The sequence below is a fragment of the Dyadobacter sp. Leaf189 genome, from assembly GCF_001424405.1.
Lineage (GTDB): Bacteria > Bacteroidota > Bacteroidia > Cytophagales > Spirosomataceae > Dyadobacter.
Genome location: NZ_LMPS01000004.1, coordinates 467,012 through 493,788, shown reverse-complemented (window position 1 = coordinate 493,788; position 26,777 = coordinate 467,012). Strand labels below are relative to the sequence as shown.

The following is a 26,777-nucleotide window of genomic DNA, read 5'->3' as shown; positions in this document are numbered from 1 at the left end:
CAAAGTTTTATCCCATATCCATGTCAGAGAGTTCAAGAGATATCGTCAAGTGTACCGCCCGCGTTTGGAGGCTGATTAAAAAGCAGGAAGAGCTTTTCAGGTCTGTAATGGGGTTGGAGATCTCTGCTGCGTTGCGAAAAACGTGCAGCAATGGCTTTATGATTTCCCTTTTGTACAAAAAGGAAATGGGTGCGCTTTACGAGTCGGTGAAGTGCAACCTGAATGATGGTGATCTGGCGAGTATTACTAGAAGTAAAAACGACGATTCAATGGACGCTGATAACCTTGCTGGCTTGCTTTCCGATCTGATCCGGGGAGAGCAGCAGCTGATCAGCGCATACGAGCTGTTGCTCTCACATATAGATGAAGATAGCGAGGCCGCCCTGGCCTGTCACGCGCACATCAGCCAGCTGGCCTCCCTGAGCCACACGCTGGCAGCCGAGTTGACCGAATTTTCTGATGATACCCAGGATGCTTATACGTCGGTAGCGTAGTCTGGTAACCTCATTTACCTGTTTCTGAGTCAGGCGCATCTACGGGTTTGGATTCGGGAGAACCTTTCTGACGAAGGAAAATGGTAAATACTACAATGCTCGCAATGGAAAGGAATTCGCTCTGCCAGTTTTGAAATGCCTCAAACCAGAAGTTAGCCTGCGTCAGGTAGTTTCCCATCGTATCCGCCGGCATTCCGTTTAAAACCTGCTGTTCATTATGGTCCACCCAGCTTCCGTAAAGGTGCAGGTACCAGCTGATCAGGAACAGAACCAGGAACATCGCGAACAGTGAATTTTCATATAGTTTCAGTATCCACCCTCCTTTATTAACCGCCCAGGGCGCGTCTTTTCCCGGGCGTGGCTCACGGTCTACCTCTTCTTTTTCATCAAGAGACTTGGATTCCGCGGAGCCTTTCTGGCGTAGTCCCACGGTGAGTACCACGTACAGGGCCATTTGCAGGAATTCACTTTCAAAGTTTTCAAATGTGGCAGAAATGAAGTGCCCGCTTTGCAGGTAAGCTGTAAACCCGATTGCGGGGGCATTGTCCTGTTCAAGCTCCGAATTATGCTCGTGCCAGCCGGTAATGGCCTGTCCCGCGAGCGTCACCAGGAACAAGGTGATAAATACGATACTTAAACTGTTCCGATAGAAGAAGGAATGTTTTGTCTCTGCTGTTTTCATGATGGGTTTTGAGAAAACGTGGGAATATTCAGACTCATTTTGGTAAAATCGTTAATTGTACAACCGCAGCCTGCGAACCATCGGCATTGGAACGCTGCCAGCCGAGTGAAAGCGGGAAACGCTCTGCCAGGAAAAGCTCGATACCGGCGGTAAGGCGCCCTTTGTTATGTGACCCCGAGATCCAGTCAGCAAGAAAATGGATTTTTTTATACCAGAATCCAAGATCAACCCCGCTTTGAACCCCGTAAACGGGACCGTCGCTCAGGTAACGGTGGTTACTAATGTACGGCCCGGCCACAAACTGGTACTGGTCCCGGCTCCCCACTGTCGCAAGCAGGTTGGCATATCCGTAATAAACAAACCTGTGCCCGTGGCTGCCTGTGAGATTGGTGCCCGCCACAGCGCCGAAACCTGTGGAAAAATGATCGTTCAGCTCAAAAGATTTCTGCGCATTGGCCAGCAGGAGTGGCGCGAATGGAAGTATTGTTGTTGTATCGTTGACCTCAAAATGCCTCGTTTTATAATTGTAATCCACATTAATGAGGTTAAGTCCTGCTTCCCAGCCTTTTCCAAGACCATAAGTGAGCGTTGTGGAGGACTCGATCTGATCATTGATCTCGAATTGTTGCTGAATGCTGATCTGCCGCGCGTCGGCAATATCGGAGGAAGAAACGTTGAAAATGGTTAATTGTGCAAAAACGGAGCTGCACGCAAACAAAATGAAAATTGCTGCGAGGCAAGTTCTGGAAAGTGTGGTCATACGATACTATACTGTGAAGACTGTGATGCAGGCAATAAGAGAAAAAACTGTTCCACTCAAAACCAGAGGTTGTAGCGCCCGGATTGTGCCTGATTTCCGGTCAGTTTTTGGGATAGATGAAGGCAGTTGGAATAATTTTTGTTCAAACCCGGTGCCTGCAAACGGGTGCAGGCTTAAATCAACAGATATGAACGATCAAATTAATCCGCAACACCGCGAAGGAAAAGTAGCAGAAGCCATTGAGGAACAAACCGCGAAGTTGCCCTCAGACATCTTTTTATGGGCGGCGATCGCTTCAATGGGCGCGTCACTTACATTGAAAATCCTTGGACGAAAACATACTGCATTGTTTGTTGGACAATGGGCGGCTCCATTCCTGCTGCTGGGAACTTACAACAAGATTGTAAAAACACAAGGTCACGACTCTACCGACCACGAGTAGAATATCAGACTACCAGGCAGAGCGGCCTGATTATGCGGACTGTTATAAACAGCAGCGCGTAATCGGGCCGCTTTCTTTTTGAGTACCGCCAGCGCTATACTTCCGTGTCACTGGCATGCATTTTTACAAAGACCGCACGCTAAATCAGTAACATTTAAACAAAACATTTATGAAGACGATCATCGTGTGGGCAAGTTGCTTCACCACAGTTATCATGCTCGCAGCAGTGTCGGGCCTCCGGCTGGATTCACCAGACCAGCAATTTGTTCTTAAAGCTGCGGAAGGAGGGATGCTGGAAGTACAGCTGGGTAACCTGGCTGCTAAAAACGGTGTTTCCCCAAAGGTTAAGGAATATGGTAAAATGATGGTAAAAGACCATACCAAAGTAAATGACGAGCTAAAAGCACTTGCTAAAAAGAAGCAGATCCAGATACCAGCCGGTCTTGGCAAAGCGGCAAAGCAGCAGTACGATAGTCTTGCAGCAATGAAAGGCGAGCCATTCGATATGCTTTATATGAACATGATGATTGCCTCACACGAACAAACAATCGGGCTTTTCCAGACCGAGTCCAATAAAGGCCAGGACAATGAATTGAAAAGTTGGGCAGATGCAAAGATCCCTGCATTAAAGCATCATCTCGAAATGGCTGAAGAGTTGTTCAAACATTCGAGTAACTCCCCCGCATCTCACAAATCCCACAAATAAGATCTGCTAATTTCCTGCTCGATCCGGAGCTAACGTGCCCCTGAGAGAGCAGGAAATGCATTTTTGCTCAATTGTAGATGAACTTGATGAGTGCCTTTGAGCGCGATTTCAGCTCATCGGCTTTTCCATAAAGTTCTGTCGAATTCAGCTCGTCGCCCTGCGAATCGTAGTGCGTAGCCGATTGTTCCAGGAAAATGATACCTTCTTCCAGGCTTCGCACAGCCTGCCACAATTTGGTCTCGATGGATTCATTAATGGAGAGCCAGAGCGACTCAGAAGAGAATCCGTGGCCTGTGTGGCAGCGGTACCGTACCGAAGTTCCCTCACGCAGGCTAACCAGTGCGCCTCCGCATTCCGGGCATGTCAGGTTTGTTTTTTCTCCCATCTCAGTAATGCCTTTTTCAAGCGCGTTTTCTTCCGCTGCAATTTCTGTTTCGATCTTCAACAATTCTTTCAGGGGTTCATCCGTCTTTTTTAGCTGATCAGCAGATTGGCCGACCAGCTCTATGATCAGGGGTCCTATTTCCTGCAATGGTACAATGTGATGCACATCAATATGTTTGATCACATTATTGGGCATATCGGCAAACATCGAATCTTCGGGAGCCTGAACAATCGTAGTCCCGCCCATTTCCTTTACAGACCATAAACCGGAAGTGCCGTCGGTAAGTCTGCCCGTGAGCACAATGCCGATCGCCCGCCCGCCGAACTGACACGCAACGGAGCGCATGGTAACATCAATGGAAGGGCGGAAGCGGTTTTCCTTCGGGCCTTTTTTTACAGATATGGTATTATCCTCAACAATCATGTGATAGTCGGGCTTTGCCACGTAAATGCGGCCTGCCTCGATTATTTCGCCATCTTTCGGGTGCGCCGCAGGAAGGTTCCCGGCATAGGACAGGATTTCGGGTAGATAGCTTTTTGTTTCGGGGGATAAATGCTGAACAATAAATACAGCTGCTTTCAAATCGCCTGGCAAACAGGCCACTACTTCTTTCAATGCGGTGACCCCACCTGCCGAGGCCCCAATTACAACAATGTCACGGTTCTCCATTCGGAATACAGAATTTATAGCTGCGAATTTTAAATTGCAGCACCCTGTAAAAAGTTATTCCCGAATGAGCCTGTTAATCTGTTTTTCCCGGGATTAATTCGCCGTAACCCTGCCGAGCCAAAAGTTACAGATTCCCTGCAGCGTGTTTTTGAGGTTTTCGAGCTCCATAGGCTTAACAATGTAAGCGTCAGCGCCGAACTGGTAACATTGATGGATTTTGTCCGTGCGTGTCTCGCTGCTCATCACCACCACGGGGATTTCGTTGAGGTAGGTGTCGGTTTGGGCTCTCTGCTGGCGGAGTGCTTTGAGCAGGTCGAGTCCGTTCATGCCCGGCATGTTGAGATCCACAATAATCAATCCCGGCAGCTGATCACTCTTTTGTTGAGTGATCAGCGTATTCAGGTGTCTGTGCAGCACTTTGCCGTCTTCAAAAAATTTCATTGCATACTGCCCGCCAAATTGTTTGAACGCTTTGTAAAGCAGAAAATGAAAATCGGGATTGTCGTCGACAATGTACATTTCTCTAATCATATCAGTCATATTTTTCGCCTCCGAGACTACACTATTCAACTTATGCCACCCGGTTTCCTTGGTTAATATGTTTTTGGAAGACTAACTACAAAGGTTGTACCCGCTTCACCACTGGTGATCTGCAAGTCTCCTTTCAGCAGCCTGATCAGGTGCTTAACAATAAACAGCCCAATACCTTCCCCATTATTTTCTTTCTTGTCGCGTCCTTTTTCCTGCTGGTCTTCGTCGCCGTCATCGCCCAGAATGCGGTCGATCAGTTTTGGGGAAATCCCCACTCCGGTATCCGCAATACTGAACTGCCAGCCCGGATTGTCGCCAAAACCGGCTTCGTTCCAGCTCACATTCACACTGCCGGCTGCTGTATACCTGATTGCATTCAGCAGTAGATTTTGAGCAATGCGCCTGATTTTCACTACATCTCCGTTAATCACCAGCTCGGCTGGTCCTTCACATTGAAGCGACAGATTTTTGGTCGCTGCCATTGGGGAAGAACCATCACACAACTCCCGCAACAACTGGGAAACGTTGAATGAAGTGATTTCCAGTCTTTCCTGTCCTGATTCCAGTCTTGCAAAATCGAGCAGCTGGTTCATCATCTGCGCAACCTGGCCCAGGTTACGCTGGATCATATCGACGGTCTTCTTCCTGTCCTCTTCCGTTTCCATGATATTCATCAGAGATGCTGCCCCGCTGATAATGCCAAAGCTGCCGCGCAGGTCATGGAAGGTCGACCGCAGGAAAGAGCCCCGCTGGCGCACATATTCCTTCACTACCGAAAGCGACTCGATGATCTCTACGGATCCGTTCAGCTGCTCGATCAGTTCGTCCTGGTGGGATTTTGCTTCTTTCAGGGAGCTGATATCCAGTTCCGTGATCGCTACGCCGTGGTCGTGCTGGGATATGGAAACACCCGCCCATTTGCGTTCGGGTTCCTCACTTAATATTTCTTCGTAGCGGTACTCTTTTTTGGCAAGTACCTCCGTCATTATCTTCACTTTTTCCGCCGGATAAAGTTCTGAGGCGAGCATTCCCAGCATTTCACCAACCTGCTTGCCCAAACCGGTCGCAAATTTCTCATTGCAAACAGCCAATCTGAAATCAACAGGCTCGTCGCCTTCGTATATCCCCTTGAAAAAGCCGATAGAAGCAGGGGAGCTGTTGAGCACAGCCTGCAAATTCTCGGCAGTTTGTACCAATCTCGTTTCTGCCTGCTTGCGGTCTGTAATATCCAGTACAGTCACCACTATACCCGCCAGATCCACTTGCCGCGTGATCAGGAATGCGGCCGTTTTTCCGGGAGCAATCCTCAATCCGCTCACTTCGCGATAGGCTGTATTTCCTGTGGTAAGTACTTCGGTATAAAGGTCAAACAGTCCGGTGTCGCGGAAGTCGGGATACCATTGCAGCAGCGTTTTCTCGGTCAGGTCCGACTCGCTCATTCCGGTGAGTTCGAGCGCTACGTCGTTGTAAATGGAAGTAATGAAGTCAACCACTTTCCCCTCCGGCGAGTACACCGCTTCCATTAAGGTCAGCGCGGCGGGTACGCCGTTCAGTACACTCCGCAGTCGGGCGGCCGTGCGCCTCAGTTCTGCATTGGCCCTTTCGAGTCCGGTATTGGCATTGGTAAGTTCTCTTGTTCTTTCCTCCACATGCAGGTTGAGCTGCTGGGTTAGTGTTTTTTGCAAATGAACATTGGTGCAGGTGGCTATATACCCGGAGAAAACCCCGTTGCTGGAAAACATCGGTTTCGTATTTTCCAGTATCCACTGGTACTCGCCATCACGCCTCCGCAACCTGTATTCAGCCGTGTAAGGCGATCTGTCGTTCATACTTTTGACAGAAAGCTCCTTGTACCAGTCCCGGTCTTCGGGGTGGATGCTTTCCGCCAGTAAATGTCCCTTTTCTTTCTCGTAAGATTGTCCCGTGAAATCCAGCCACGCTTTGTTCAGGTAATTGACCTTCCCGTCAGGCCGAGATACCCAGATCATGGCGGTTGCATTGTCGACTAGCTCCTCAAACCATTGCTGGCGCTCTTTGAGCAGACTTTGCGCTTTGTGGTGCTCCGTATTATCTTCGAATACAAGCAGGATCGTCTGCTTGCGGTGCAGCAGGACTTTCCGCGCGTGGATCAGCATGATGCGTTCGTCTCCGGAGTTTACTTCCAGCTTGACCTCAAATCCGGTGATCGGGGCATTTCGGCTGATCAGGTTATGCATTAAGTCGCTGAATCCGCTGAAATCGAGTTTGCGGTTGCCCAGCTCATAAACTGTACTTCCCACTGTACTCTCCGGATTGGTACGGAACACGCGGTAAAACGCTTTGTTCGCCACCTTGATCCTGAGCTGATCGTCGAGTACGAGGGTGGCTTCATTAATGGTATCCAGGATCGCTTCCGAATAGTCGTAGGATTCGCTGAGCTGGTCGTTTCTTACCTGCAGCTCCTGGTTGATCGTCTGCAATTCCTCATTTGCAGATTCAATTTCCTCCTTGCTGGTCTCGAGTTCTTCATTGATGCTCTGCAGCTCTTCGTTGCTGCTGACAATCTCTTCATTCGCCGATTGCAGCTCTTCATTGCTGGCCTCCTGTTCTTCAATGATCGAGTGCATATCCTGCCGCAGCGCTGCCAGTTCTGCTTCCAGCATCAGAACGCGCTTGTCCGCTTCCATTTCCATGACACCCAGGGCGGCTGGATTATCCTTCAACTCCTCAAAAAGGATGAGGAACAACTGCTGATTGGCCGAGCTCGTAATTGGCACCGCCTTGATCTCGACGTAATGTACCACACCATCTACGATCACTTCCAGGCCCGACTTGCTGGTCGGCTGGGAGGTCTTTCTTGCCTTGTGTATCGCATTACGCAACTCGAAAACAAGTGACGGCCGCGCCATTTTCGAAAGGTTCAGGCTGGCTTTGCCTGTGGCGTGTTCAAGGAAGAGACTCGTAGAGCCGCGGAACTGGAGAATCTCCATATCCTGATCTACAATAATACTTGGCGGGATAAAATTGCTTAGCAGCCAGGTGTCAACAAGCTTATCCAGATCTTGTGGGGGTAGCATTTCCTGGCTCTTAGAGGTAGAAGTTTTGGTGTCAATTACGAAAGCGTTTCTTTTAATACTGATGTCCGATGGAATCCGTGCAACCGTATTGTTTTTTCTTGCAAAAACCTTGTATTCCTTTTCAATCTGCGAGAAATGCGAAGGCGAGCTGCCTACTGCCTCCGATTTTCCGAGTACCAGCACGCCGCCCGGGTTCAGGGAATAATGGAAAGTCGCGAGCGCTTTTTTCTGCAGCATATCATCCAGGTATATCAGCAGATTGCGGCAGGTGACCATATCCAGCCTTGAAAACGGCGGGTCGGTAAGCAGGTTATGCGGTGCAAACACGCACAGGTCACGGATAGGCTTGTTGATCCGGTACTGCTCGTCGGTTTTGGTAAAAAAGCGGTCTAGTCTTCGTACAGAGATATCCTTTACCTCACTCTGGGTATATACGCCAACCCGCGCTTTGGCAATAGCAGTTTCGCTCAGGTCGGTTGCAAAGATCTGGATCGGAATACTGGCGGTACGTTCACCAAGTATTTCCATAATGATCATGGCAATGGAATACGCTTCCTGTCCCGTGGAACAAGCCGTTACCCAAAGCCTGACAGGATCCCCCGCATTTTTGTTTTTGATAATGGCAGGAAGGATCTGCTTTTTAAGGTAGTCCATTGTCTGCTCATCCCGGAAAAAGCTGGTTACGTTAATAAGCAGGTCATTGTAAAGGATAGTGGCCTCGGCAGGATGCTGTTTCAGGTAGTCCATATACTGGCTCAGCTTGTCCAGCTTGTACAACAGCATTCGCCTGATGATCCGCCTGCGGATCGTGCTTTTTTTATAATGACCAAAATCTATCCCTACCGATGACTTTACAAATGCGAGAATCTTTGCAAGGTCTTTGTCGGTGGAATCTTCTTCTATATTTTCCTGTGTCTCGTTCGTAAGCTGGAATATATCGGCATGCTGGCTCAGCCGCACCAGTTCGGCGGCAATGTCTTTCGGGCTCAGCACCATATCGACCACACCCTCACTGATCGCCGACTGCGGCATTTCGGAAAATTCTGCACTTTCATCCTGCGCGAAAGTGATGCCTCCCGCTACTTTAATTGCTTTCAGTCCCAGCGTTCCGTCACTCGCCATACCCGACAATACAATACCGATTGCACCGTCCTTTTGTCTTTCCGAAAGAGATATAAAAAACTGGTCGATCGGAAGATGAATGTGCGGGCGCGGCTTTCTGGGTACCAGCACCAGTACGCCGTCTATGATTTCCATTCCCTTGTTCGGAGGGATGACGTAAAGGTGGTTGGGGGAAATCTGCATCAGTGGTGCTGCTTCCAGCACTTTCATCTGCGTAGCCTTCGCTAGAATGGACGAAAGCCGGCTTTCAAATTCGGGGGATAGATGTTGAATATATACAAATGCCAGGCCGGTATCCGGCGGAAGATGCTGCAAAAGCTCGGTCACAGCAAGTTGCCCTCCCGCAGATCCTCCAATCGCTACCACGGGCACCGGCTTGCTGCCAGGTGTCAGATTTACGTATTCATCATTCGCATCTTCAGACATTCAGATTTTATTTACGGAGTAAGGTTTTTTTTGTTTGTTTCTAATAAAGGAGGTAGGTAAAAGTAAAAGTTTTAAGCCTATATAAAAACAAAGAAATGGTAGTCTACTGTGTTACAACCATGATTATTCGGCAGGTACTATTTCAAAATTGGCATGATTGTTGCTTTTCGCCTTAATTCTTTGCTCATATCAACAAATCCTTACCCGACCAGCGAAACCATGAGACCCGTTTTCATTGTCGACGACTCTGCCGATTACAGGTTCTTGCTGAACCATTTCCTGGGGAGGTTTTTACCGGAAGGAAAGATAGAGTTCTTCGATGGCGCCAGGTCATTTTTGGAAAGAGTGGCCGCCATAGATGGTACCGCAGGGGACGAGGAGTTTCCTGCATTGATCATGCTCGACCTGAATATGGCGGAAATGGATGGGTATGAGCTCCTGCAAATCCTTAAAAATTCCGGCAACCGGATGAATCCAAAGTGGAAAGATATTCCGGTTGTGATCAACAGTGCCGATTATACAGACAGTGTGGCCACTAAAAGCGTTGAACTGGGCGCAATGACCTTTCTGCGAAAATCTGCCGACCTTACTGACCTCTACGGCCTGAAAGATTTTCTGGCAGCGCATTTGCAAAAATATGGCTCAGATTAGCCACATTGCTTTTACTATGGTGCGGTTCTGGTTAAAGCGAACTGTCCAAACAGACTTCCATTTATGACAAAATCCATTTTTATAGCTTCGGCAGAACCATTTACAGGCAAGTCGGTGCTGGCCCTCGGCCTCGTGAATATGTTACTCGGCAAAACCGAGAAGGTAGGGTATTTCAAACCGATCATTTCCGAGCAGCCGCCGGGCAAGAAAGAGCGGCATGTGGAAGCGATACTCGACTATTTTGCGCTCCCCGTTCCTTACGAGGATACCTTCGCATTCACCAGGCAGCAGGTACTGCAGTTCACCGAGTCAGAAAACCAGGGTGAAATGCTGGATACCATCATCAGCAAGTACAAAAAGCTGGAAGATACCTACGATTTTACTGTGATCGAAGGCAGCGATTTTCTCGGCGAGGGTATTGCATTCGAGTTTGAATCCAATGCGGCAATCGCGAAAAACCTCGGCGCGCCCGTGCTCGCCATTGTCGGCGGACAGAATAAATCTACTTCGCAGATCGTAAGTGCGGTACTCAATATCCTGCACAATTTCGAAAACAGGGAAGTGCAGGTGGTCGGTATTGTTGTAAACCGTGTCAAGCCCGAGCAGCAGGAAGATATTACTGCATTGCTGCAAATGCAGGTGCCTGCGCATGTAATGCTGTCGGTTATTCCCTGGAACAAGGATTTACAAAGTCCTACAATGCGCGAAATATGCGATGCATTGCAGGCCAAGCTACTTTTTGGTGAAAGCCTGATATCGAACCAGGTTGATAATTTCGTGACCGGCGCAATGATGCTGCCCAACTTTCTTAATCACATCAAGGAGAATGTCCTCATCGTAACACCAGGCGACAGGGGCGACATTATCATCGGGGCTATTCAGGCGAACCTTTCTACTAATTACCCGAAAGTGGCAGGTATCGTGCTCACCGCAGGTACCTTGCCCGACGAACCGGTGGTGCGGATGATCGAAGGTCTGCAAACCGTGATCCCGATCCTGGCAGTGGAAAAGGGTACTTTCGAAACAACTACCGCAATCGGCGCCATCAACTCCCGGATTACGGCAGATAATAAGAAAAAGATCGGTCTGGCTATCGAGACTTTCGAAAAATATGTGGACGTGAAAGCGCTGGACGAGCGGATCATTACTTTCCAGCCGCAGGGTATTACGCCGCATATGTTCCAGTATCAGTTGGTGAAATGGGCTAAAAATCAGAAAAAACACATCGTACTGCCAGAAGGAAACGATGACCGGATCCTGAAAGCCGCCACGCGCCTGGTGAACCAGCAGGTGGTGCAGCTGACCATTCTGGGCGACCCTGCGGAGATCACCGCGTCTTTCAAGCGGCTCGGCCTCAATCCCGATATGAATGAGATCCGCATTATTGATCCGGCCAATTCGGATAAGTATGAGCTGTATGCTGAGAAGCTGTACGAGCTTCGTAAAAACCGGAACGTGAACCAGGAAATGGCGCGTGACCTGATGCAGGATGTTTCCTATTTCGGAACCATGATGGTGTATATGGGAGAGGCGGACGGAATGGTTTCGGGCGCGATACACACTACTCAGCATACGATCAGGCCGGCATTGCAGTTTATCAAAACCAAACCCGGCGTATCCATCGTGTCGTCTATTTTCTTCATGTGCCTGCCCGAGCGCGTGTCGGTGTTCGGCGATTGTGCAGTGAATCCAAATCCTACCGCCGAGCAACTGGCCGACATTGCGATTTCGTCAGCTGAAAGCAGCGCAAGGTTCGGCATCGAGCCCCGCATTGCGATGTTGTCCTATTCGTCCGGTTCTTCCGGGGAAGGGGAGGATGTGGAGAAAGTAAGGGAAGCGACCCGCATTGTAAAACAGAAAAGGCCCGACCTGAAAGTGGAAGGCCCCATTCAGTACGATGCTGCCGTAGACCCGATCGTCGGAAAGCAAAAGCTGTCTGAATCGGAAGTGGCCGGAAAAGCCAGCGTGCTGATTTTCCCGGATTTGAATACCGGAAACAATACCTACAAGGCGGTGCAGCGGGAGACAGGCGCATTGGCAATTGGTCCGATGCTGCAGGGGCTGAACAAGCCGGTCAATGATTTGAGCCGCGGCTGTACGGTAGATGATATTTTTAACACAGTAGTGATCACGGCAATTCAGTGCCAGGAAGGCTTGCAGCCTGTTTAAAACAAGCCTATGAACATACTTGTCATCAATGCGGGCAGCAGCTCGCTCAAATACCAGTTTTTTAGAATGCCCTCTGAGGCGCCTCTTTGCACAGGTATCATTGAGAAGATAGGTGCGAAAAATGCATTTATCAAACACAAAACGCTCAATGGCGGCATCGAAAAGGTGCTGGAAAGCGAGGAACATATCGCTGATCACGCGGTTGGTTTAAACAAAGTACTGCGGCTGCTTTCTGATCCGGCAGACGGTTTGATCCAAAACACGGACGAGATTGCGGCGGTAGGGCACCGCGTGGTACATGGAGGGGATTATTTTTCAAAAGCCACACGCATCACAGCCGACATCAAAGAGAAGATCAGAGAACTCTCGGACCTGGCGCCCTTGCATAATCCCGTCAGCCTGGAATGCATTGAAGTAGCGGAAGCCACTTTCCCGAAAGCGGTACAGGTGGCAGTTTTCGACACTGCATTTCACCAGACTATCCCGGAAGTGGCGTACCGGTATGCGATACCCGAGAAGCTTTATGAGAAGGATAAAATGCGTGTTTATGGTTTTCATGGTACAAGCCACGGTCACGTAACACAAAAAGCAATGCAGTGGCTCGGGAGGCAGGATGCCAGGATCATCAGCATTCACCTGGGTAACGGTTGCAGCATTACCGCCGTGGATAGTGGCCGCTCGGTGGATACAAGTATGGGGTTCGGCCCGTTAAGCGGCCTGATCATGGGTACCCGTTCCGGGGATATCGATCCCTCGGTGCTGCTGCATCTGATGGATAACGGAACGTACACACCCGATGAAATCAGCGACATACTGAACAAGCAGTCGGGCCTGCGCGGCTTTACAGGATCGAATGACATGCGCGACGTGCGCAGAATGCAGCAGGAGGGCAGCCGCCCTGCAAGCCTGATCCTGGATATGTATGCCTACCGGATCAAAAAGTATATTGGCGCTTATGCAGCTGTTTTGAACGGACTGGATGCCATTGTTTTTACAGCCGGGGTAGGAGAGAACGACGTCGCGATCCGTGAGGCGGTATGTACGGGAATGGACTACCTCAACATCCATCTTGATAAAGAAAAAAACAGCATACGCGCAGGTAATATCCGTGAGATCAGCCGGGTGGGGGATGGTGTAAAAATTCTGGTGGTACCTACGAACGAGGAGCTGGAAATCGCCCAGCAAACGCTTGAATTGCTATAAAGATGTTATTGGACCGGAGATTGTAAGGCTGCAATCTCCGGCCTTTTTGTTTGTTAAAACATAATCTGGTAACGTACCGAAACTGCTCTTCCCGGGAGGTTATAGCCTCTTTTTTCGTAATAATTTTCATCCGTTACATTGGCTACTTTCATGGTTAACGAATGCATTGGATTGATCTTGAAAGAGGCGGCGAGGTCGAAAACCATATACTGCGGGTATTCGATTTCGGGATTGACCGGGTCGCTGTAGTCAATATCCTTCCGCGTTCCCACCGACCTTCCCGAGAGCCGCACACGCAGCCACTTCCGGTTGTCATATTCCAAACCATAATTGAATGTATTTCTGGCCACATTCTGGATATCGCGGTTTGTAGCGGCGCCATCTGTGTCAATGATCAGCTCGCGCGCTTTGAAGATCGACGAACCGTTCCAGTAAGCGCGCAATGCATATCTGAAATCATTCAATGCGCCCAGATCGTACGAAATTTCAATTTCAAGTCCGGATATATCCGCGTCGGCCGCATTCACGAAAGTGGCCCGGGACACGATTATGTCGCCATTTGCCTGCGGCTCGCTGGTCGTTTTAATGATCTTGGCAATCCGGTTATCCACCTTGGTAGAGAAATAGGTAACACCGGCAGAGAAGCCCGACCTGGGTTTGGTATAATGCAGGCCCAGGTCCCAGCTGAGGCTGCTTTCATTTTTAAGGTCGGCATTCCCTGCTGTTACCGCGATCCTCCCTTTGGCATCCCGTACCTCATTGTAACCAGCCACACTGTAAGCATCGGTAGTTACGAATGCGCGGCCTAATGCACCTTTAATCTGGAAAAACGGCAGCACCTGGTAAGTCGCACCCAGGCTCGGACTGGTAAATGGGTTTGTTGTTTTGCCTGCTTTATAGGAAGGTAAAAGGGCCGTCTTGCGCACATCAAATGTGATCTGATCGTACCGAATTCCGGGTTGTAAAGTCAGTTTGTTGAAGGTAAGCAGCGCCTGCGCGTAAAATGCGGAAGAAATGATCGCATAGGCCGGCTGCGTGGGGCCGCGCTCGGTGGTGTCGTTTGTCCATCTTCTGCTTTTGGTAGCCGCATTCAGGTAATCGTAGCCGAGGATCAGCGCGTGATTGCCCAGCTTCCAGACATCTTTTACCTGTAAACCTTTCCATGAATTTTGTAGCTCAGCCGAGCGGAATGGTACCACCGGCTTACCGGATACATTCAGGGTGAAATTGCGGGTATTTTCTTCGGAGGTAAACACTTTCAGCGACGGACTGTGGTTGCCGATCTTGCCGGAAACTGAAAAGTCAATGGCAGCGCGGTCCACATTCTTGGTACTGGCTTCCGAACTTCCCGAAGAGATTTCGCCGGGCGATTCCACATCTTTCGCCTGAAAACTTTCCCCGCTCACATCCACGCGCCAGTTTGTGGCAAGCTGGTATCCCGCGCGCAGCCTGCCGGAGTAATAATGTAATTTTGTAAAAGGTCTTCTTTGTCCGTCAGTAACACTTTCATCCACATTTTCACTTACGCCGGAAGCATAATTTTTCTGCGCATTATTGAAGCTAAATGCATCACGCAGCCAGTTGTTTTTGCCGATTTTATAATCTTTTGCACGTTCCAGATAGTTGAAAGAAAGGTCGTAATCAAGCTTTTTGGTGAGGTTACCTCCCGAATTCAGCCCGGCCTGAACAGTCTGGAAACTGCCGTATTCAGCGAATGTGGACCCCCTGTGGTCCCCCTTCGAACGCGCAGTAATTACATTGATCACCCCTCCCATTGCCTGCGAGCCATAGAGCGAAGACGCGGGACCTTTCAACACTTCAATCCGCTCAACGCCATTGAGGTTAATTTGTGAAAGGTTGGTCGCGCCGGCAGGCCGGCCATCGATCAAAAGCAGCGTCCGCTGGTTTAGTCCCGAGAACTGCGGCCGGAAACCCCTTATCCCGATACCGGAAGACAAATTGGGATACTGAATCACATCCACAGCAGCCGTTTTCCGCACAATATCAGTCAGGTCCGCCGATGGTGTCAGTTCAATATCACTCTTCGAAATCAAAACCATCTTCTGCGCAATAGCCTCCACCTTCGTCTCAAACCGCGTAGCAGTAACCACCACCGGATTCAACACATTCTGCCGAATAGAATCCGAACCCTGACCAAAAGAGAGGAGCGGAAGAAAAAGCGAAGCAAGGAACGCCAGGTGTGAAGCCCGCTCCACACCATTGCGCTCCCACCTTGTCACACTAAGCGCACCGGGCTGCCGGGCAGTCGAAGTGAACGAGCGTGACGCTATTTTGCTTCGACCGCCCGGCGACCCGGTCCGCTCAGCATGACAAAGCGAGTGGAATTCAGGCGAAGTAGACAAGCGTGACGCCCCTATGCTTCGACTGCGCTCAGCATGACAAAGGGGGCAGACAACATGAAACGAAGAATGCAGAGCATTCAAAGTGAAGAAGTGCGCCGCCCTCGCCACAACACCGCTTCCCAGCTTTGTCACACTGAGCGGACCGGGCCGCCGGGCGGTCGAAGTGAGCCGGCGCGACGCCCGCTCCACACCACCGCGCCCCCACCTTGTCACACTGAGCGCAGTCGAAGTGAGCCGGCGCGACGCCCCTATGCTTCGACTGCGCTCAGCATGACAAAAGGAATGGACAGCTTGACGGAGGAAAAGGATAGCATGACAAAGCAATTCAACAGCATGAAAAAGCCAACAAGCAACATAACAAACACCCCAAAAGGGAAAATACAAGTACCTCATTTAAAATAAATTAACGTAATAAATCAAAAGAATACAGCTACTACAATCCCGCCGAGCCTGCCAGCGTAATCGCTCCTATGATGATGGAAAATGCCCCTACCAGGTAGTTGACGAGGCGCAGGAAGCTTTCGCGGTGGGAGACGAATTTGCTGATTGAGAATGCGAAAAAGTAGCCGTAGGCGGACATAGACAGGATAATGCCCAGACTTTGAATGACGATGATCCATACTGCCGTGCGGGCGTCACTTGCGGCGAGCGTTAATGCCACTGCGCAGGCACCGCCGGTACCAGCCAGTCCGTGCACCATACCTACCCAGAAAGAGCGGCTGAACTTTTGAGAATGGACAACAGGCGGGGCAGAGGAGCTTCTGAAATTCCGCATCACTGCCATAATGCCCAGCCAGATCATCAGCGGTCCAACGAGCAGCTCGACTTTTCCGGAAACTTCCAGCGAAAAGGTGGATTTGAGCAGCAGTACCAGCACTGCGAAGAGGATGAGGGTAAAAGAATGTCCCAAGGCCCAATGCGACGATCGCCAGATCAGTTTCCAGCGTTGGCCGGGACTGCGTTTTTCATCGGTAGCCAGTACGGAAACCGCCGCCATGTGGTCGGGTTCGAAGGAATGCTGCACACCAAGCAGCAGGGAGTCAATAAGCAGGAAATTGATCATCGAATAAAATTTAACCCTGCAAGCGCAGGCTGACTGATTTTATCCGGATTGGAACAGGGAAAACAGGGAAGAAGGCACGACGAAATAACGCCTGCCAAAATCCTCTCGCCTTTCTTCCCGAAAGCAAAACGGATATTTTCAAATGGCAGGTCTTCTGACTCGTTCAGTAGCTAACGCCTTCCCGGAAGAATAATGAATGAATGATAGAATGATTGAATGATAGAATGGTTTATTCACTCATTCAATCATTCAAAATTTAACATTCCTCTTCCAGTGGCAAATTGTTAGCTCCTTTTTTGTGAACTTACAGCAGCGGGTACTGCTCCGGATTTACACCGGATTCCCTTTTAATCACACCAGCGGCGTGAACCAAATGAGCCGCAAAGCTATATCTTTTTGAATGCCGTGAAGCAAAAATTTCCTTCCTGATAAAAAATGTCCCTCTGCCGCGCTGCCTTCCGGGATTTCTGCAAAATCGTGCTACATTTGCCACAAACAAGTTCTTTGCTATCTTTTTCCAACAGGAAAGGTTTTACTAACCAGTGAATTAATAGGGGAATCGTGTGAGAATCACGAGCTGTCGCGCAACTGTAAGTAACGTTTGAAATTTTTAACGTTACGAGTCAGAAAACCTGCCTTTTCTTTGTTGACAATGCTTTCGCGGAATGAAGCTAGTCTGATCTGGATATTGCGTTTCAGGGTTAATGCCCTGTACTCTCCATTGGGTTTTCTTCTTAATCCATTCTTCCTGTCTTTTCTTTTTTCTGCCGATTGCATTGTGAGATTTAGCTCGGGCTCTCAACATTTTTGTTTGCCACGAATGCACGAATGGACACGAATGCGTGTACAGCCGGATAGGAGTGGCGTTAGCAGCAGAACCAATGACCCAGTCTCATTTTCTTATTTCTGCCCCGGCGAGCAACTCGGGTAAGACGACCCTCACGCTGGGTTTACTGCGCGCGCTTACCAGACGCAACCTGAAAGTACAGCCTTTCAAGTGCGGACCTGATTATATTGATCCCATTCACCACACCGAGGCAGCGGGGAACCAGAGTATCAACCTCGATACATTCATGTCCTCCAATGCGCACGTGCAGGCGCTTTACGAAAAGTATTCGGCTCAATCCGACGTATCAGTGACCGAGGGTGTAATGGGACTTTTTGATGGCGCTCAGAAAATGGACGGCAGCAGCGCGGCAATTGCAGAATTGCTGGGTATCCCGGTTGTTTTGGTAGTCGACGCCAGGTCGATGGCGTATTCGGCTGCGGCTTTGCTGTACGGATTCAAAAATTTTTACCCGCAAATCTCTATTGCAGGAGTGATCTTCAACTTTGTCGGGACAGAATCGCATTATCGCTTTTTGCAGGATGCCTGTGCAGATGCAGGCGTTGAGGCGCTTGGTTATTTGTCTAAAAACAGCGCACTGGCAATCCCGTCGCGACACCTGGGCTTGCATATTTCCGCGGAAACAGACTATGAGCAGATCATCGAAAGTGCAGCTCACTTGGTGGAGCAGACGGTGAACCTGGACCGGCTGCTGGAATTGACCAGGGTTAACATCAACCCCGGTGAAAGCAGCCCCGTTGTGTCAGTAAAAGAACCAGGCAGCAGGTTGAAAGTTACCATTGCCCGCGATGAAGCATTCACTTTTACTTACCATCAAAATATTGAAGCACTGGCCGGTTTAGGTCATATTACCTGGTTCAGTCCGATTCACGATCACGTACTTCCCGAAACGGATTTCCTCTATATCCCGGGCGGCTACCCCGAGTTGCATGCGGCAGAGCTGAGCGAAAACGAATCAATGCGGGCGAGTATCAAAGCTTACTGTGACGGGGGCGGTCTGGCCTTCGCCGAATGCGGCGGACTGATGTACCTCGGCGAGCAGCTCACGAATGCGCAGGGCGACACATTTGAAATGGCAGGTGCGCTCCCATGCAGCACCAGTATGCTGCATTCCAAAATGGTACTGGGTTACCGCACCGGAAACTGGGACGGGGTGCAGTTCAACGGCCACGAATTCCATTATTCCGGATTTACAAACAACAGCTTAACCGCCGACAACGCGCTGATTACGAATGCAAGAGGCATTGAAACAGATACGAAGCTCTACCGGAAAAACAACACCTTCGGCACCTACATGCACATCTACTGGGGCGAAACCCAAAGCTTTTTAGAAAATCTAATATCAAAAAGCCGACAGCCGACAGCCAACAGCCGATAGCCAAAACATGATCCAGCACAAACGCCAGCGTGTCACGCGCTCTGATGGAAAATCCATAAACCTGGTGCAGCGCAGGGGACATTTGTCCTACTGCTATAATGCCTGCTGCTGCGGCCGGGTTGACCGTGGCTATGCAGCTATACCCGTCGAGCTTTACAAGAGCGAGTGGCTGAAACGAAAGCTGCGGAATACAGTGCACCTGACCAAAGGCGGCTGCCTGGGCCCGTGTACACTCGCCAATGTGGTTACCCTGCTTTTTGACGGGCATTCAGTATGGTTTCACTCGATCAATAACGACTGGCAGATCGTCGCGATTTTCGATTATATAGAGAGCATGGTCAAAGCGGACAGGTACCTCGTGCCGCCGGCAGACCTGGCTGAGTATGTTTTTCAATTTTATACCTGGAAAGGATCTGAAAATGCGACTTTGTCCGGACAGACCGCTCTGCCAACAGAAGGAATCGTATTCCTTACTCACGCCGATACCGACCTGTTGGCGCTCAGCCGGGCTATGGAGTTGCTGCCTGATGAGTTTCCCAAAACGTCGGGAATGAGTTTGATGAGTATTAAAAGCGAGGAGCAAATGGCGCAGCTGCTGGAAAGGGAAATTGCTGAAGCCAAAATTATCGTGATCCGCATTCACGGCAGGTTGAGCAGTATCCCGGGCTTTAGCGAGCTGGTGAACCTGGCCAGGCAACGGCAGCAACACCTGATCGTGGTAAGCGGGACAGGTGAATTGAACCCTGAATTTGCAGCAGTATCCACGGTATCTCCCGCGATTTTGCAGGATACATTGAGCTACCTGCAAGCCGGAGGATACAACAACCTGGCTTCTCTGCTGTTTTATCTGTCGGACCATTTACTAATGACCGGCTTTGGCGCCGAGCCGGCAGCTGCATTGCCTGAGCACGGTATCTATCACCCCGACCTGCCCGATAATGCCGATATAGCTGATTGGCTGAAATGGCACAATCCATCGCGTGCGACCGTGGCTATTACATTCTACCGCGCGCATTGGATCAGCGGGAATACCGCCTTTATTGACGCGATGATAACGTCGCTGGAAGAACGCGGGCTGAATGCATTGCCTGTTTTTACATCTTCCCTTAAATCCACCGATGCGGGGAGCGGCAAGCCGGCTGCATTCCGGTTCTTTGAAGCGCCTGTGCGTGTGGATGTTTTGATTAATACGATCTCATTTGCAATTACAGATATTCAGCCTGCGGGCACGATCAGCAAACCTGTGGCTGCGCTTACTTCACTGGATGTTCCTGTTTTGCAGGCCATAACCAGCGGGATGGCGCGTGGTCCTTGGGAATCGTCGGCGCGGGGACTGAACCCGCTGGATACCGCGATGAATGTGGCTATACCCGAATTTGACGGTCGTATTATTACGGTACCTGTATCTTTCAAAGAAAAAGGCAAGGAGACAAAAGGCTACGAGCCACTGGCCGAGCGCGTCGACAGGGTTACCGGTCTCGCCCTTCGTTTCGCAAGACTGAAACATTTACCTAATCAGGACAAAAAGGTTGCCTTCATTTTCACAAACTCCAATACAAAAGCCTCACAGGTAGGAAATGCGGTTGGACTTGATGCGCCGGCCTCTCTGATGCATATTCTGCACGCCATGCAGGCAGAAGGATACCGGATCCAAAACCTTCCTGCAACAGGCGACGAGCTGATCCACAGTTTGATAGATCGCTGTTCTTACGATGAAAATTATCTTACACCTGCGCAGCTGGGCAATGCAACCGGGCGCGTTGCAGCGGCACGATATCAAGGCTGGTTTGAGGAATTGCCTCCTTTGATCCGTGATAAAATGACCAAACAATGGGGGCCGCCTCCCGGTGAAACCTACGTACACAACGGGCACATTGCCCTCGCCGGACTTGAACTTGGAAATGCATTTGTGGCCTTGCAGCCGCCGAGAGGCTACGGAATGGATCCCGATGCCATTTATCACCAGCCCGACCTGCCCCCGACACACCATTATTATGCATTGTACCGCTGGCTTCGCGACGAATGGCGAGCGGATGCAATCGTGCATGTAGGCAAGCATGGTACATTGGAGTGGCTGCCGGGTAAAGGGATCGGTTTATCAGAAAACTGTTTCCCTGATGCTATCCTGGGCGATTTGCCACTGTTTTATCCATTTATTATCAATGACCCGGGCGAAGGTTCGCAAGCCAAACGCCGTGCGCATGCCGTAGTGGTCGATCATCTTACACCGCCTATGACCTTGGCTGACAGCTATGGCGAGCTGGCGGAACTGACTCAACTGGTGGATGAATACTATCAGGTGGAAAGTCTTGATCCGGCGAAGCTGCCGCTGCTGCAAAGGCAGATCTGGGATCTGATCAGACAAACAAACCTGGATGCTGATCTCGCCGCGATGCTAAGCCGCGACCACGGCGATCACAAGCACGATTGGGACGACGAGATGACGCCGGAAGGGGTGCCGGTAAGTCTTACCGAAATGGACGGAAAAGATATTGCGCACTTGATCGAAGATATAGACGGTTACCTCTGCGAGCTGGGTGCCGCGCAGATCAGGAATGGACTGCATACGCTGGGTGAAATGCCCGCGGGACAGGCGCTGACAGATATGCTGCAGTCGCTCACCCGCCTTCCCAACGCGAACATACCCGGCCTGCAATCCGAAATGATGCGGATTTTTGGTCTGGATACCGACGCAATTTTGACCAGAAAAGGCGAGCGTTTACAGCAGGTACCCAATGCATTGCAGTCGCTTGCCGGCACGCAGATTGTGACAGGCGCGGATGCATTGGATGCCATTGATGAGTTGAGTAACCATTTGTTCAGCCTGCTGGGAAGTTATGGTTTTGATGTAAAATCGGTGGATCAGGTCATTTTTGAAACGATGGACTTTGTTCCTGAAAAACCTGGATTAGCAGGTATCAGGCGCATTCTGGAATTTGCTTGCGTGGAACTTGTCCCTAATCTTGCCAAAACAGATGAAGAAATAACAAACCTGCTGCACGGACTTTCAGGAGGATATATTCCTGCTGGCCCAAGCGGTGCTCCCACGCGGGGAATGGCGCATATTCTGCCCACGGGCCGGAATTTCTATGCAGTTGATCCGCGGGTATTGCCTTCCAAGGCCGCCTGGGAAGTTGGTCAGCAGCTTGCGCGGGAAGTTTTGGAGCGCCATTTGAAAGAAACAGGCCGCTATCCCGAGAGTGTGGGAATCAGTATCTGGGGTACAAGCGCCATGCGGACGCACGGGGATGATGTAGCGGAAGTTCTTGCATTGCTCGGCGTGCGTCCGCTCTGGCAGGCGGAGAGCCGGCGCATTACCGGTGTGGAGCTTATCCCGCTTGCGGAACTGGGCCGTCCGCGTATCGATGTAACTACCCGCATCAGCGGCTTTTTCCGTGATGCATTCCCGCATTTGATAGAGCTGCTCGATGAGGCTGTGCAGCTGGTGATTGCCAGTGACGAGCCTCTCGACCAGAATTTCGTCCGCAGTCACTACCTGAAAGATCTTGCCGAATTACATAAAGACCAGGAACTCTCTCCCGAAGAAGCCGAAGCCCGTGCAGCATACCGCGTTTTCGGCGCGGCGCCGGGCACTTACGGTGCGGGTATATTGCCATTGATCGATGAGAAGAACTGGCATTCGGACGCGGATTTTGCGCAGGCTTATGTGAACTGGGGCGGGTATGCCTATTCCAGAAATGCGCAGGGTGTGGATGCAAGAAGCGAATTCAAAAACCAGCTCGCCGGCGTGGAAATCGCTTTACATAACCAGGATAACCGGGAGCACGATATTTTCGACAGCGACGATTACCTGCAATTTCACGGCGGGATGATCGCTACCATCAGAAACCTCACCGGCCAGCAACCGCGGCATTACTTCGGCGATTCTCAAAATCCTGGTAAGCCCGTCGTGCGCGACCTGAAAGAAGAAACTTTGCGCGTCTTCCGCTCGCGCGTGGTAAACCCGAAGTGGATTGACAGCATCAAAAAGCACGGCTACAAAGGCGGTCTCGAACTTACCGCCACAGTCGATTACCTTTTCGGGTACGATGCGACCGCCAAGGTAGTCGACGACTGGATGTACGAAAAGGTGACAGAGACTTACGCGCTTGATCCTTTCATGCAGCAGTTTTTTGAAGAAAGTAATCCCTGGGCACTGCACGCGATTTCGGAGCGGCTGCTGGAAGCGGTGCAAAGAGGTATGTGGGCCAACCCTTCGCCGGAAGCATTGGAAGATTTGAAAGCGCTTTACCTGAAAAGCGAAGAGCTGGTCGAAACCAGGAGCGAATAGGCGCATTTGAAATACATGAATTTGAACACACCCATGCATTATTATCCGTTTTCTGCCATTGTGGGACAAGAAAAGTTGAAGCAGGCGCTGCTGCTCTGTGCGGTTAACCCTGCTATCGGCGGCGTGTTGATCAAGGGTGAAAAGGGTACCGCCAAAACAACTGCTGCGCGTGGGTTGTCGGCTGTAATGCCGCTGGTAGAACGGGAGCCTGATCCAATAGTTAACTCCATTGAAACGGAACAATCTGACAATAATCAACCGGCTGAAAAAGATCACGAGAAGATCGCTCCGCCATTTGTGGATCTTCCCCTCGGCGCTTCGGAAGACCGGCTGATAGGTAGCCTCGATCTGGAAGCGATCCTGTCAGAAAAGAAGCGAAAGCTGCAACCCGGACTGCTGGCGGCCGCGCACAGGGGTATTTTGTACATCGACGAAGTGAATTTACTCGCCGATCATCTGGTCGATGTGCTCCTTGACGTGGCTGCATCCGGCATCAATACCATTGAACGCGAAGGCTTGTCGGCGAGTCACCCAGCCCGGTTTGTGCTCATTGGTACCATGAACCCCGAAGAGGGTAATCTCAGGCCGCAGTTCCTGGATCGGTTTGGACTGATGGTGGAGGTTGCCCCGCCGCAGGATATTGCAGAAAGGACAGAGGTGGTCAGGAGGAGAATGCAGTTTGAAGCGGATTCGGCGGCTTTCGAAGAGAAATGGCGCGTGTCTCAGCTGGCTTTACAGCAAAGGATATACCGTGCTCAGTTGTTGCTGCCGACTGTACAAATGCCCGATGGTTTGCTCACGCTGATCAGTCAGCTTTGTATAGAATGGGCTGTCGCGAGCTTGCGGGCGGATATTGTGATGTATAAAACGGCGGTTACGCTGGCCGCCTGGGCGGGAAGATCCGCTGTCATTGCCGATGATATTAAACAAGCTGCCCAGCTTGTCCTCATTCACAGATCATCTAAGGTCCCCGGGATGAATCCCGGGGCAATGGATTTTGCGCCTGGGCTTGCGCCTGGGCTTGCGCCTTCGGCTGAGCCTGAGCTTGCGGCTGCGCCTGAGCTTGGGCTTGGGGCTGCGCCTGAGCTTGGGGTTGCGGCTGGGCTTGGGGATTTGGAATTTTTGGGCGAGGGCGAGGGGGCGGGGGGTGGTGATGAGGAGGTTTTTGGTGTGGCGGGTTTGGGGAATGTTCAATTGAAGTCGGAGGCGGCTGTGGTGGTTCCGGAGATTTCGGGTGGACGGAGGAGCCGGGCCTGGGATACTGTTAAAGGAATGCAGGTGCGGACGGAAAAGGATGTTTTTGCAAAAGATATTGCGGTGACTGCAAGTGTAATGCATGCCGTTTCGCGTGATCCCGATCGCATTGCGCTTTCGCGGGAGGATTTGCACAGGAAAGTGAAAAATGGCCGGGCGGGGCATCTGATCCTTTTTGTTGTGGATGCTTCCGGTTCCATGTCGGCCGGGAAGCGAATGGAGGCGGTGAAGGGAAGTGTGCTGAGTTTGCTGGAAGATGCTTACCAAAAGCGTGATATCGTTGGTGTGATCTCTTTCCGTGGGTTGAAGGCAGAAGTTTTGCTGGAACCTACCGCCAGCACGGAGCGCGCCGGGCTGGCTATGCAGTCGCTTCCTACCGGCGGCCGCACGCCGCTTGCACATGCCCTGCAGCTGGCGCGGGAACTGCTGGAGTCCTATAAAAGCAGACCGGGGATCAAACCCTTTCTCGTCATTTTAAGTGATGGAAAAGCCAATGTGCCACTCGCGGGCGGTGGTGATCCGTGGCTGCAAACCGTACAACTAGCCACGCAGATCGCCAGCCTGAACACTACTTCTCTGGTACTCGATACAGAGAAAGGATACCTCCGTTTTGGTCGTGCGGCTGAGCTGGCGCAGGCACTTGGTGCAGAATGCGTGGCGCTGGATGATCTGTCGCAGGAAGGAATTACGGCGTCGGTTACCGGGCGTCTTGGCTAATGTCCATTGCGTGGTGGTTTTTTGTTTTGTAAAAAGATAATGTAAATGCTGAATAGCGCTTTCAGGACTGAATTTATACTATGTCGATAATCACACGGTTGCGCCCGATCATGTTTGCCGGTACCGGCTCCGATGTCGGTAAAAGCGCCATAGCAGCTGGATTTTGCCGGATTTTCAGACAGGATGGTTTTCATCCCGCTCCATTTAAAGCGCAAAATATGTCGCTCAACAGCTACGTAACTGCGGACGGACTTGAAATGGGCCGGGCGCAGGTGATGCAGGCTGAGGCAGCTGGTATCCCGTGTCAGTCGGATATGAACCCGGTGCTCCTGAAACCTACGAGCGACAAGTCTTCGCAGGTGATTTTGAATGGAAAATCCATTGGTAACCAGTCTGCTTACGAGTACTTTATGGCCAATGACAAGCAGGCGCTTTTTACTTCTGCGAAGGCTGCTTTCGACAGGCTTTCGGTTAAATATTCACCGGTTGTCATGGAAGGCGCGGGTAGTATTTCCGAGCTGAACCTGAAACATCGGGATATCACCAACCTTCGCATGGCGGCCCACGCCGGCGCTGCTACTTACCTGGTCGGGGACATTGATAAGGGTGGGATTTTCGGGAGCGTTTACGGGACAATTACGCTTCTGACACCGGAAGAACGTGCCTGTATGAAGGGCATTATCATCAATAAATTCCGCGGGGATGTCAGATTGTTTGAAGATGGAAAACGAATGCTAGAAGATCTGACCGAGCTGCCCGTCACCGGCATTTTGCCTTACTTTCGCGACATCTACCTGGAACAGGAAGATTCGGTCTCACTTGAATCCAAGTTCCGCAATGCAGCGCAGGGAAAGATCAATATCGCCGTGGTACTCCTCCGCCGACTCTCTAATTTCACCGACCTCGACCGCCTCGAAAATGACCCGCGCGTCCATTTGTTCTACACCCAGGATCCGGCCGAATTGGAAAAAGCATCCATTATCATCGTGCCCGGAAGCAAGAATACGATCGCTGATCTGCTCGTGATCAAGAATAACGGAATGGCGAAAGCGATTGTGGCGGCGCATAAAGCAGGAAAAACGATAGTAGGCATTTGCGGCGGCTATCAGATGCTCGGAACAAGTATAGAAGATCCTTTTCACGTAGAAGGCAGCCTTGAAAGGATTCCCGGGCTCGGCATTTTACCGGTATCTACCATTTTACAAAAAGAAAAAACAACCCTGCAGTGCCAGTTTACCTTTTCTCAAAATGGACAGCCCGCAACCGGGTATGAGATTCATATGGGAACTACCGAAGTGAAAGGTACACCGTCGCCTGTTGTGACCTTTGCCGACGGCAGGACAGACGGTCATTACCTCGATCATAAAACCTGGGGGACTTACATTCATGGTATCCTGGACAATGATCACGTGATCGATCACCTGCTGGGTCAGTATACCCCGGAGCTCGTGGATAAGCAACTGGATTTTCAGGCATTCAAGGAGCAGCAATACGATAAGCTTGCGGATTTGATCCGCGCTAATGTGGATATGTACCAGATTTACAATACCCTTAAATACTAGCAGAAG

The 26,777-nt window shown here is 50.6% G+C and carries 17 protein-coding genes and 2 riboswitches; of the genes, 10 read left to right on the top strand and 7 right to left on the bottom strand.

Translation table 11 applies throughout. The annotated features are described in order from the left end of the window. The first annotated feature begins 20 nt into the window (after positions 1-20). The gene (locus ASG33_RS11330) at positions 21-494 is read left to right on the top strand and encodes a hypothetical protein (protein ID WP_056284603.1); all 474 of its coding nucleotides are present in this window, start codon (positions 21-23) and stop codon (positions 492-494) included. A gap of 10 nt (positions 495-504) precedes the next feature. Here ASG33_RS11330 and ASG33_RS11325 read toward each other — a convergent pair whose 3' ends face one another. Further along, positions 505-1,176, bottom strand: a complete 672-nt coding sequence (locus tag ASG33_RS11325; protein WP_056284600.1) for a DUF6766 family protein — start codon at positions 1,174-1,176, stop codon at positions 505-507. A 34-nt stretch (positions 1,177-1,210) separates the two neighbouring features. Further along, positions 1,211-1,936, bottom strand: coding sequence for a hypothetical protein (locus ASG33_RS11320; RefSeq protein WP_157474718.1), 726 nt, complete (start codon positions 1,934-1,936; stop codon positions 1,211-1,213). 187 nt (positions 1,937-2,123) lie between these two features. Between ASG33_RS11320 and ASG33_RS11315 the strand changes: the two genes are divergently transcribed. Next, a complete protein-coding gene (locus ASG33_RS11315; RefSeq protein ID WP_056286411.1) occupies positions 2,124-2,378 on the top strand; it encodes a hypothetical protein in 255 nt (84 codons plus the stop codon). A gap of 169 nt (positions 2,379-2,547) precedes the next feature. After that, entirely contained in the window at positions 2,548-3,084 is a 537-nt protein-coding gene (locus ASG33_RS11310) for a DUF4142 domain-containing protein (protein ID WP_056284593.1), read from the top strand. A 67-nt stretch (positions 3,085-3,151) separates the two neighbouring features. Here ASG33_RS11310 and ASG33_RS11305 read toward each other — a convergent pair whose 3' ends face one another. The 3 genes from ASG33_RS11305 to ASG33_RS11295 all read right to left on the bottom strand — a co-directional run bounded on the left by ASG33_RS11305 (position 3,152) and on the right by ASG33_RS11295 (position 9,273). Then, on the bottom strand, positions 3,152-4,138 hold the full coding sequence (locus tag ASG33_RS11305) for a chemotaxis protein CheB (RefSeq protein WP_056284591.1): 987 nt from the start codon (positions 4,136-4,138) through the stop codon (positions 3,152-3,154). 93 nt (positions 4,139-4,231) lie between these two features. Continuing rightward, a complete protein-coding gene (locus ASG33_RS11300) occupies positions 4,232-4,669 on the bottom strand; it encodes a response regulator (protein WP_162242743.1) in 438 nt (145 codons plus the stop codon). Positions 4,670-4,731: 62 nt separating this feature from the next. Further along, positions 4,732-9,273, bottom strand: a complete 4,542-nt coding sequence (locus ASG33_RS11295; protein WP_056284586.1) for a CheR family methyltransferase — start codon at positions 9,271-9,273, stop codon at positions 4,732-4,734. A 219-nt stretch (positions 9,274-9,492) separates the two neighbouring features. Here ASG33_RS11295 and ASG33_RS11290 point away from each other — a divergent pair, with 219 nt between their 5' ends. The 3 genes from ASG33_RS11290 (at position 9,493) to ASG33_RS11280 (ending at position 13,296) form a co-directional block, all read left to right on the top strand. Further along, a complete protein-coding gene (locus ASG33_RS11290; protein WP_162242742.1) occupies positions 9,493-9,924 on the top strand; it encodes a PleD family two-component system response regulator in 432 nt (143 codons plus the stop codon). Between the two features lie 63 nt (positions 9,925-9,987). Next, positions 9,988-12,093, top strand: coding sequence for a phosphate acetyltransferase (pta, locus tag ASG33_RS11285; protein ID WP_056284579.1), 2,106 nt, complete (start codon positions 9,988-9,990; stop codon positions 12,091-12,093). A gap of 9 nt (positions 12,094-12,102) precedes the next feature. Further along, positions 12,103-13,296: an acetate/propionate family kinase gene (locus ASG33_RS11280; RefSeq protein WP_056284576.1), complete on the top strand. Its 1,194-nt coding sequence runs from the start codon at positions 12,103-12,105 to the stop codon at positions 13,294-13,296. 53 nt (positions 13,297-13,349) lie between these two features. Here ASG33_RS11280 and ASG33_RS11275 read toward each other — a convergent pair whose 3' ends face one another. Both ASG33_RS11275 and ASG33_RS11270 read right to left on the bottom strand, forming a co-directional pair. Continuing rightward, positions 13,350-15,872, bottom strand: coding sequence for a TonB-dependent siderophore receptor (locus ASG33_RS11275; RefSeq protein WP_229238621.1), 2,523 nt, complete (start codon positions 15,870-15,872; stop codon positions 13,350-13,352). Positions 15,873-16,092: 220 nt separating this feature from the next. Beyond that, positions 16,093-16,722, bottom strand: coding sequence for a hypothetical protein (locus ASG33_RS11270; protein ID WP_056284574.1), 630 nt, complete (start codon positions 16,720-16,722; stop codon positions 16,093-16,095). 126 nt (positions 16,723-16,848) lie between these two features. Beyond that, positions 16,849-17,111, bottom strand: a riboswitch (cobalamin riboswitch). A 121-nt stretch (positions 17,112-17,232) separates the two neighbouring features. Beyond that, a riboswitch (cobalamin riboswitch) is annotated at positions 17,233-17,377 on the top strand. 226 nt (positions 17,378-17,603) lie between these two features. Between ASG33_RS11270 and ASG33_RS11255 the strand changes: the two genes are divergently transcribed. The 4 genes from ASG33_RS11255 to ASG33_RS11240 all read left to right on the top strand — a co-directional run bounded on the left by ASG33_RS11255 (position 17,604) and on the right by ASG33_RS11240 (position 26,771). Beyond that, positions 17,604-18,947, top strand: a complete 1,344-nt coding sequence (locus ASG33_RS11255) for a cobyrinate a,c-diamide synthase (RefSeq protein ID WP_056286404.1) — start codon at positions 17,604-17,606, stop codon at positions 18,945-18,947. A 7-nt stretch (positions 18,948-18,954) separates the two neighbouring features. Beyond that, complete coding sequence (gene cobN / locus ASG33_RS11250) at positions 18,955-23,238, top strand: cobaltochelatase subunit CobN (RefSeq protein WP_056284566.1); 4,284 nt, start codon at positions 18,955-18,957, stop codon at positions 23,236-23,238. A 15-nt stretch (positions 23,239-23,253) separates the two neighbouring features. After that, positions 23,254-25,209 carry a magnesium chelatase subunit D family protein gene (locus ASG33_RS11245; protein ID WP_056284563.1) on the top strand — a complete coding sequence of 652 codons (1,956 nt, stop codon included), beginning with the start codon at positions 23,254-23,256 and terminating at the stop codon, positions 25,207-25,209. 80 nt (positions 25,210-25,289) lie between these two features. After that, positions 25,290-26,771: a cobyric acid synthase gene (locus ASG33_RS11240; RefSeq protein WP_056284559.1), complete on the top strand. Its 1,482-nt coding sequence runs from the start codon at positions 25,290-25,292 to the stop codon at positions 26,769-26,771. Positions 26,772-26,777: the final 6 nt, after the last annotated feature.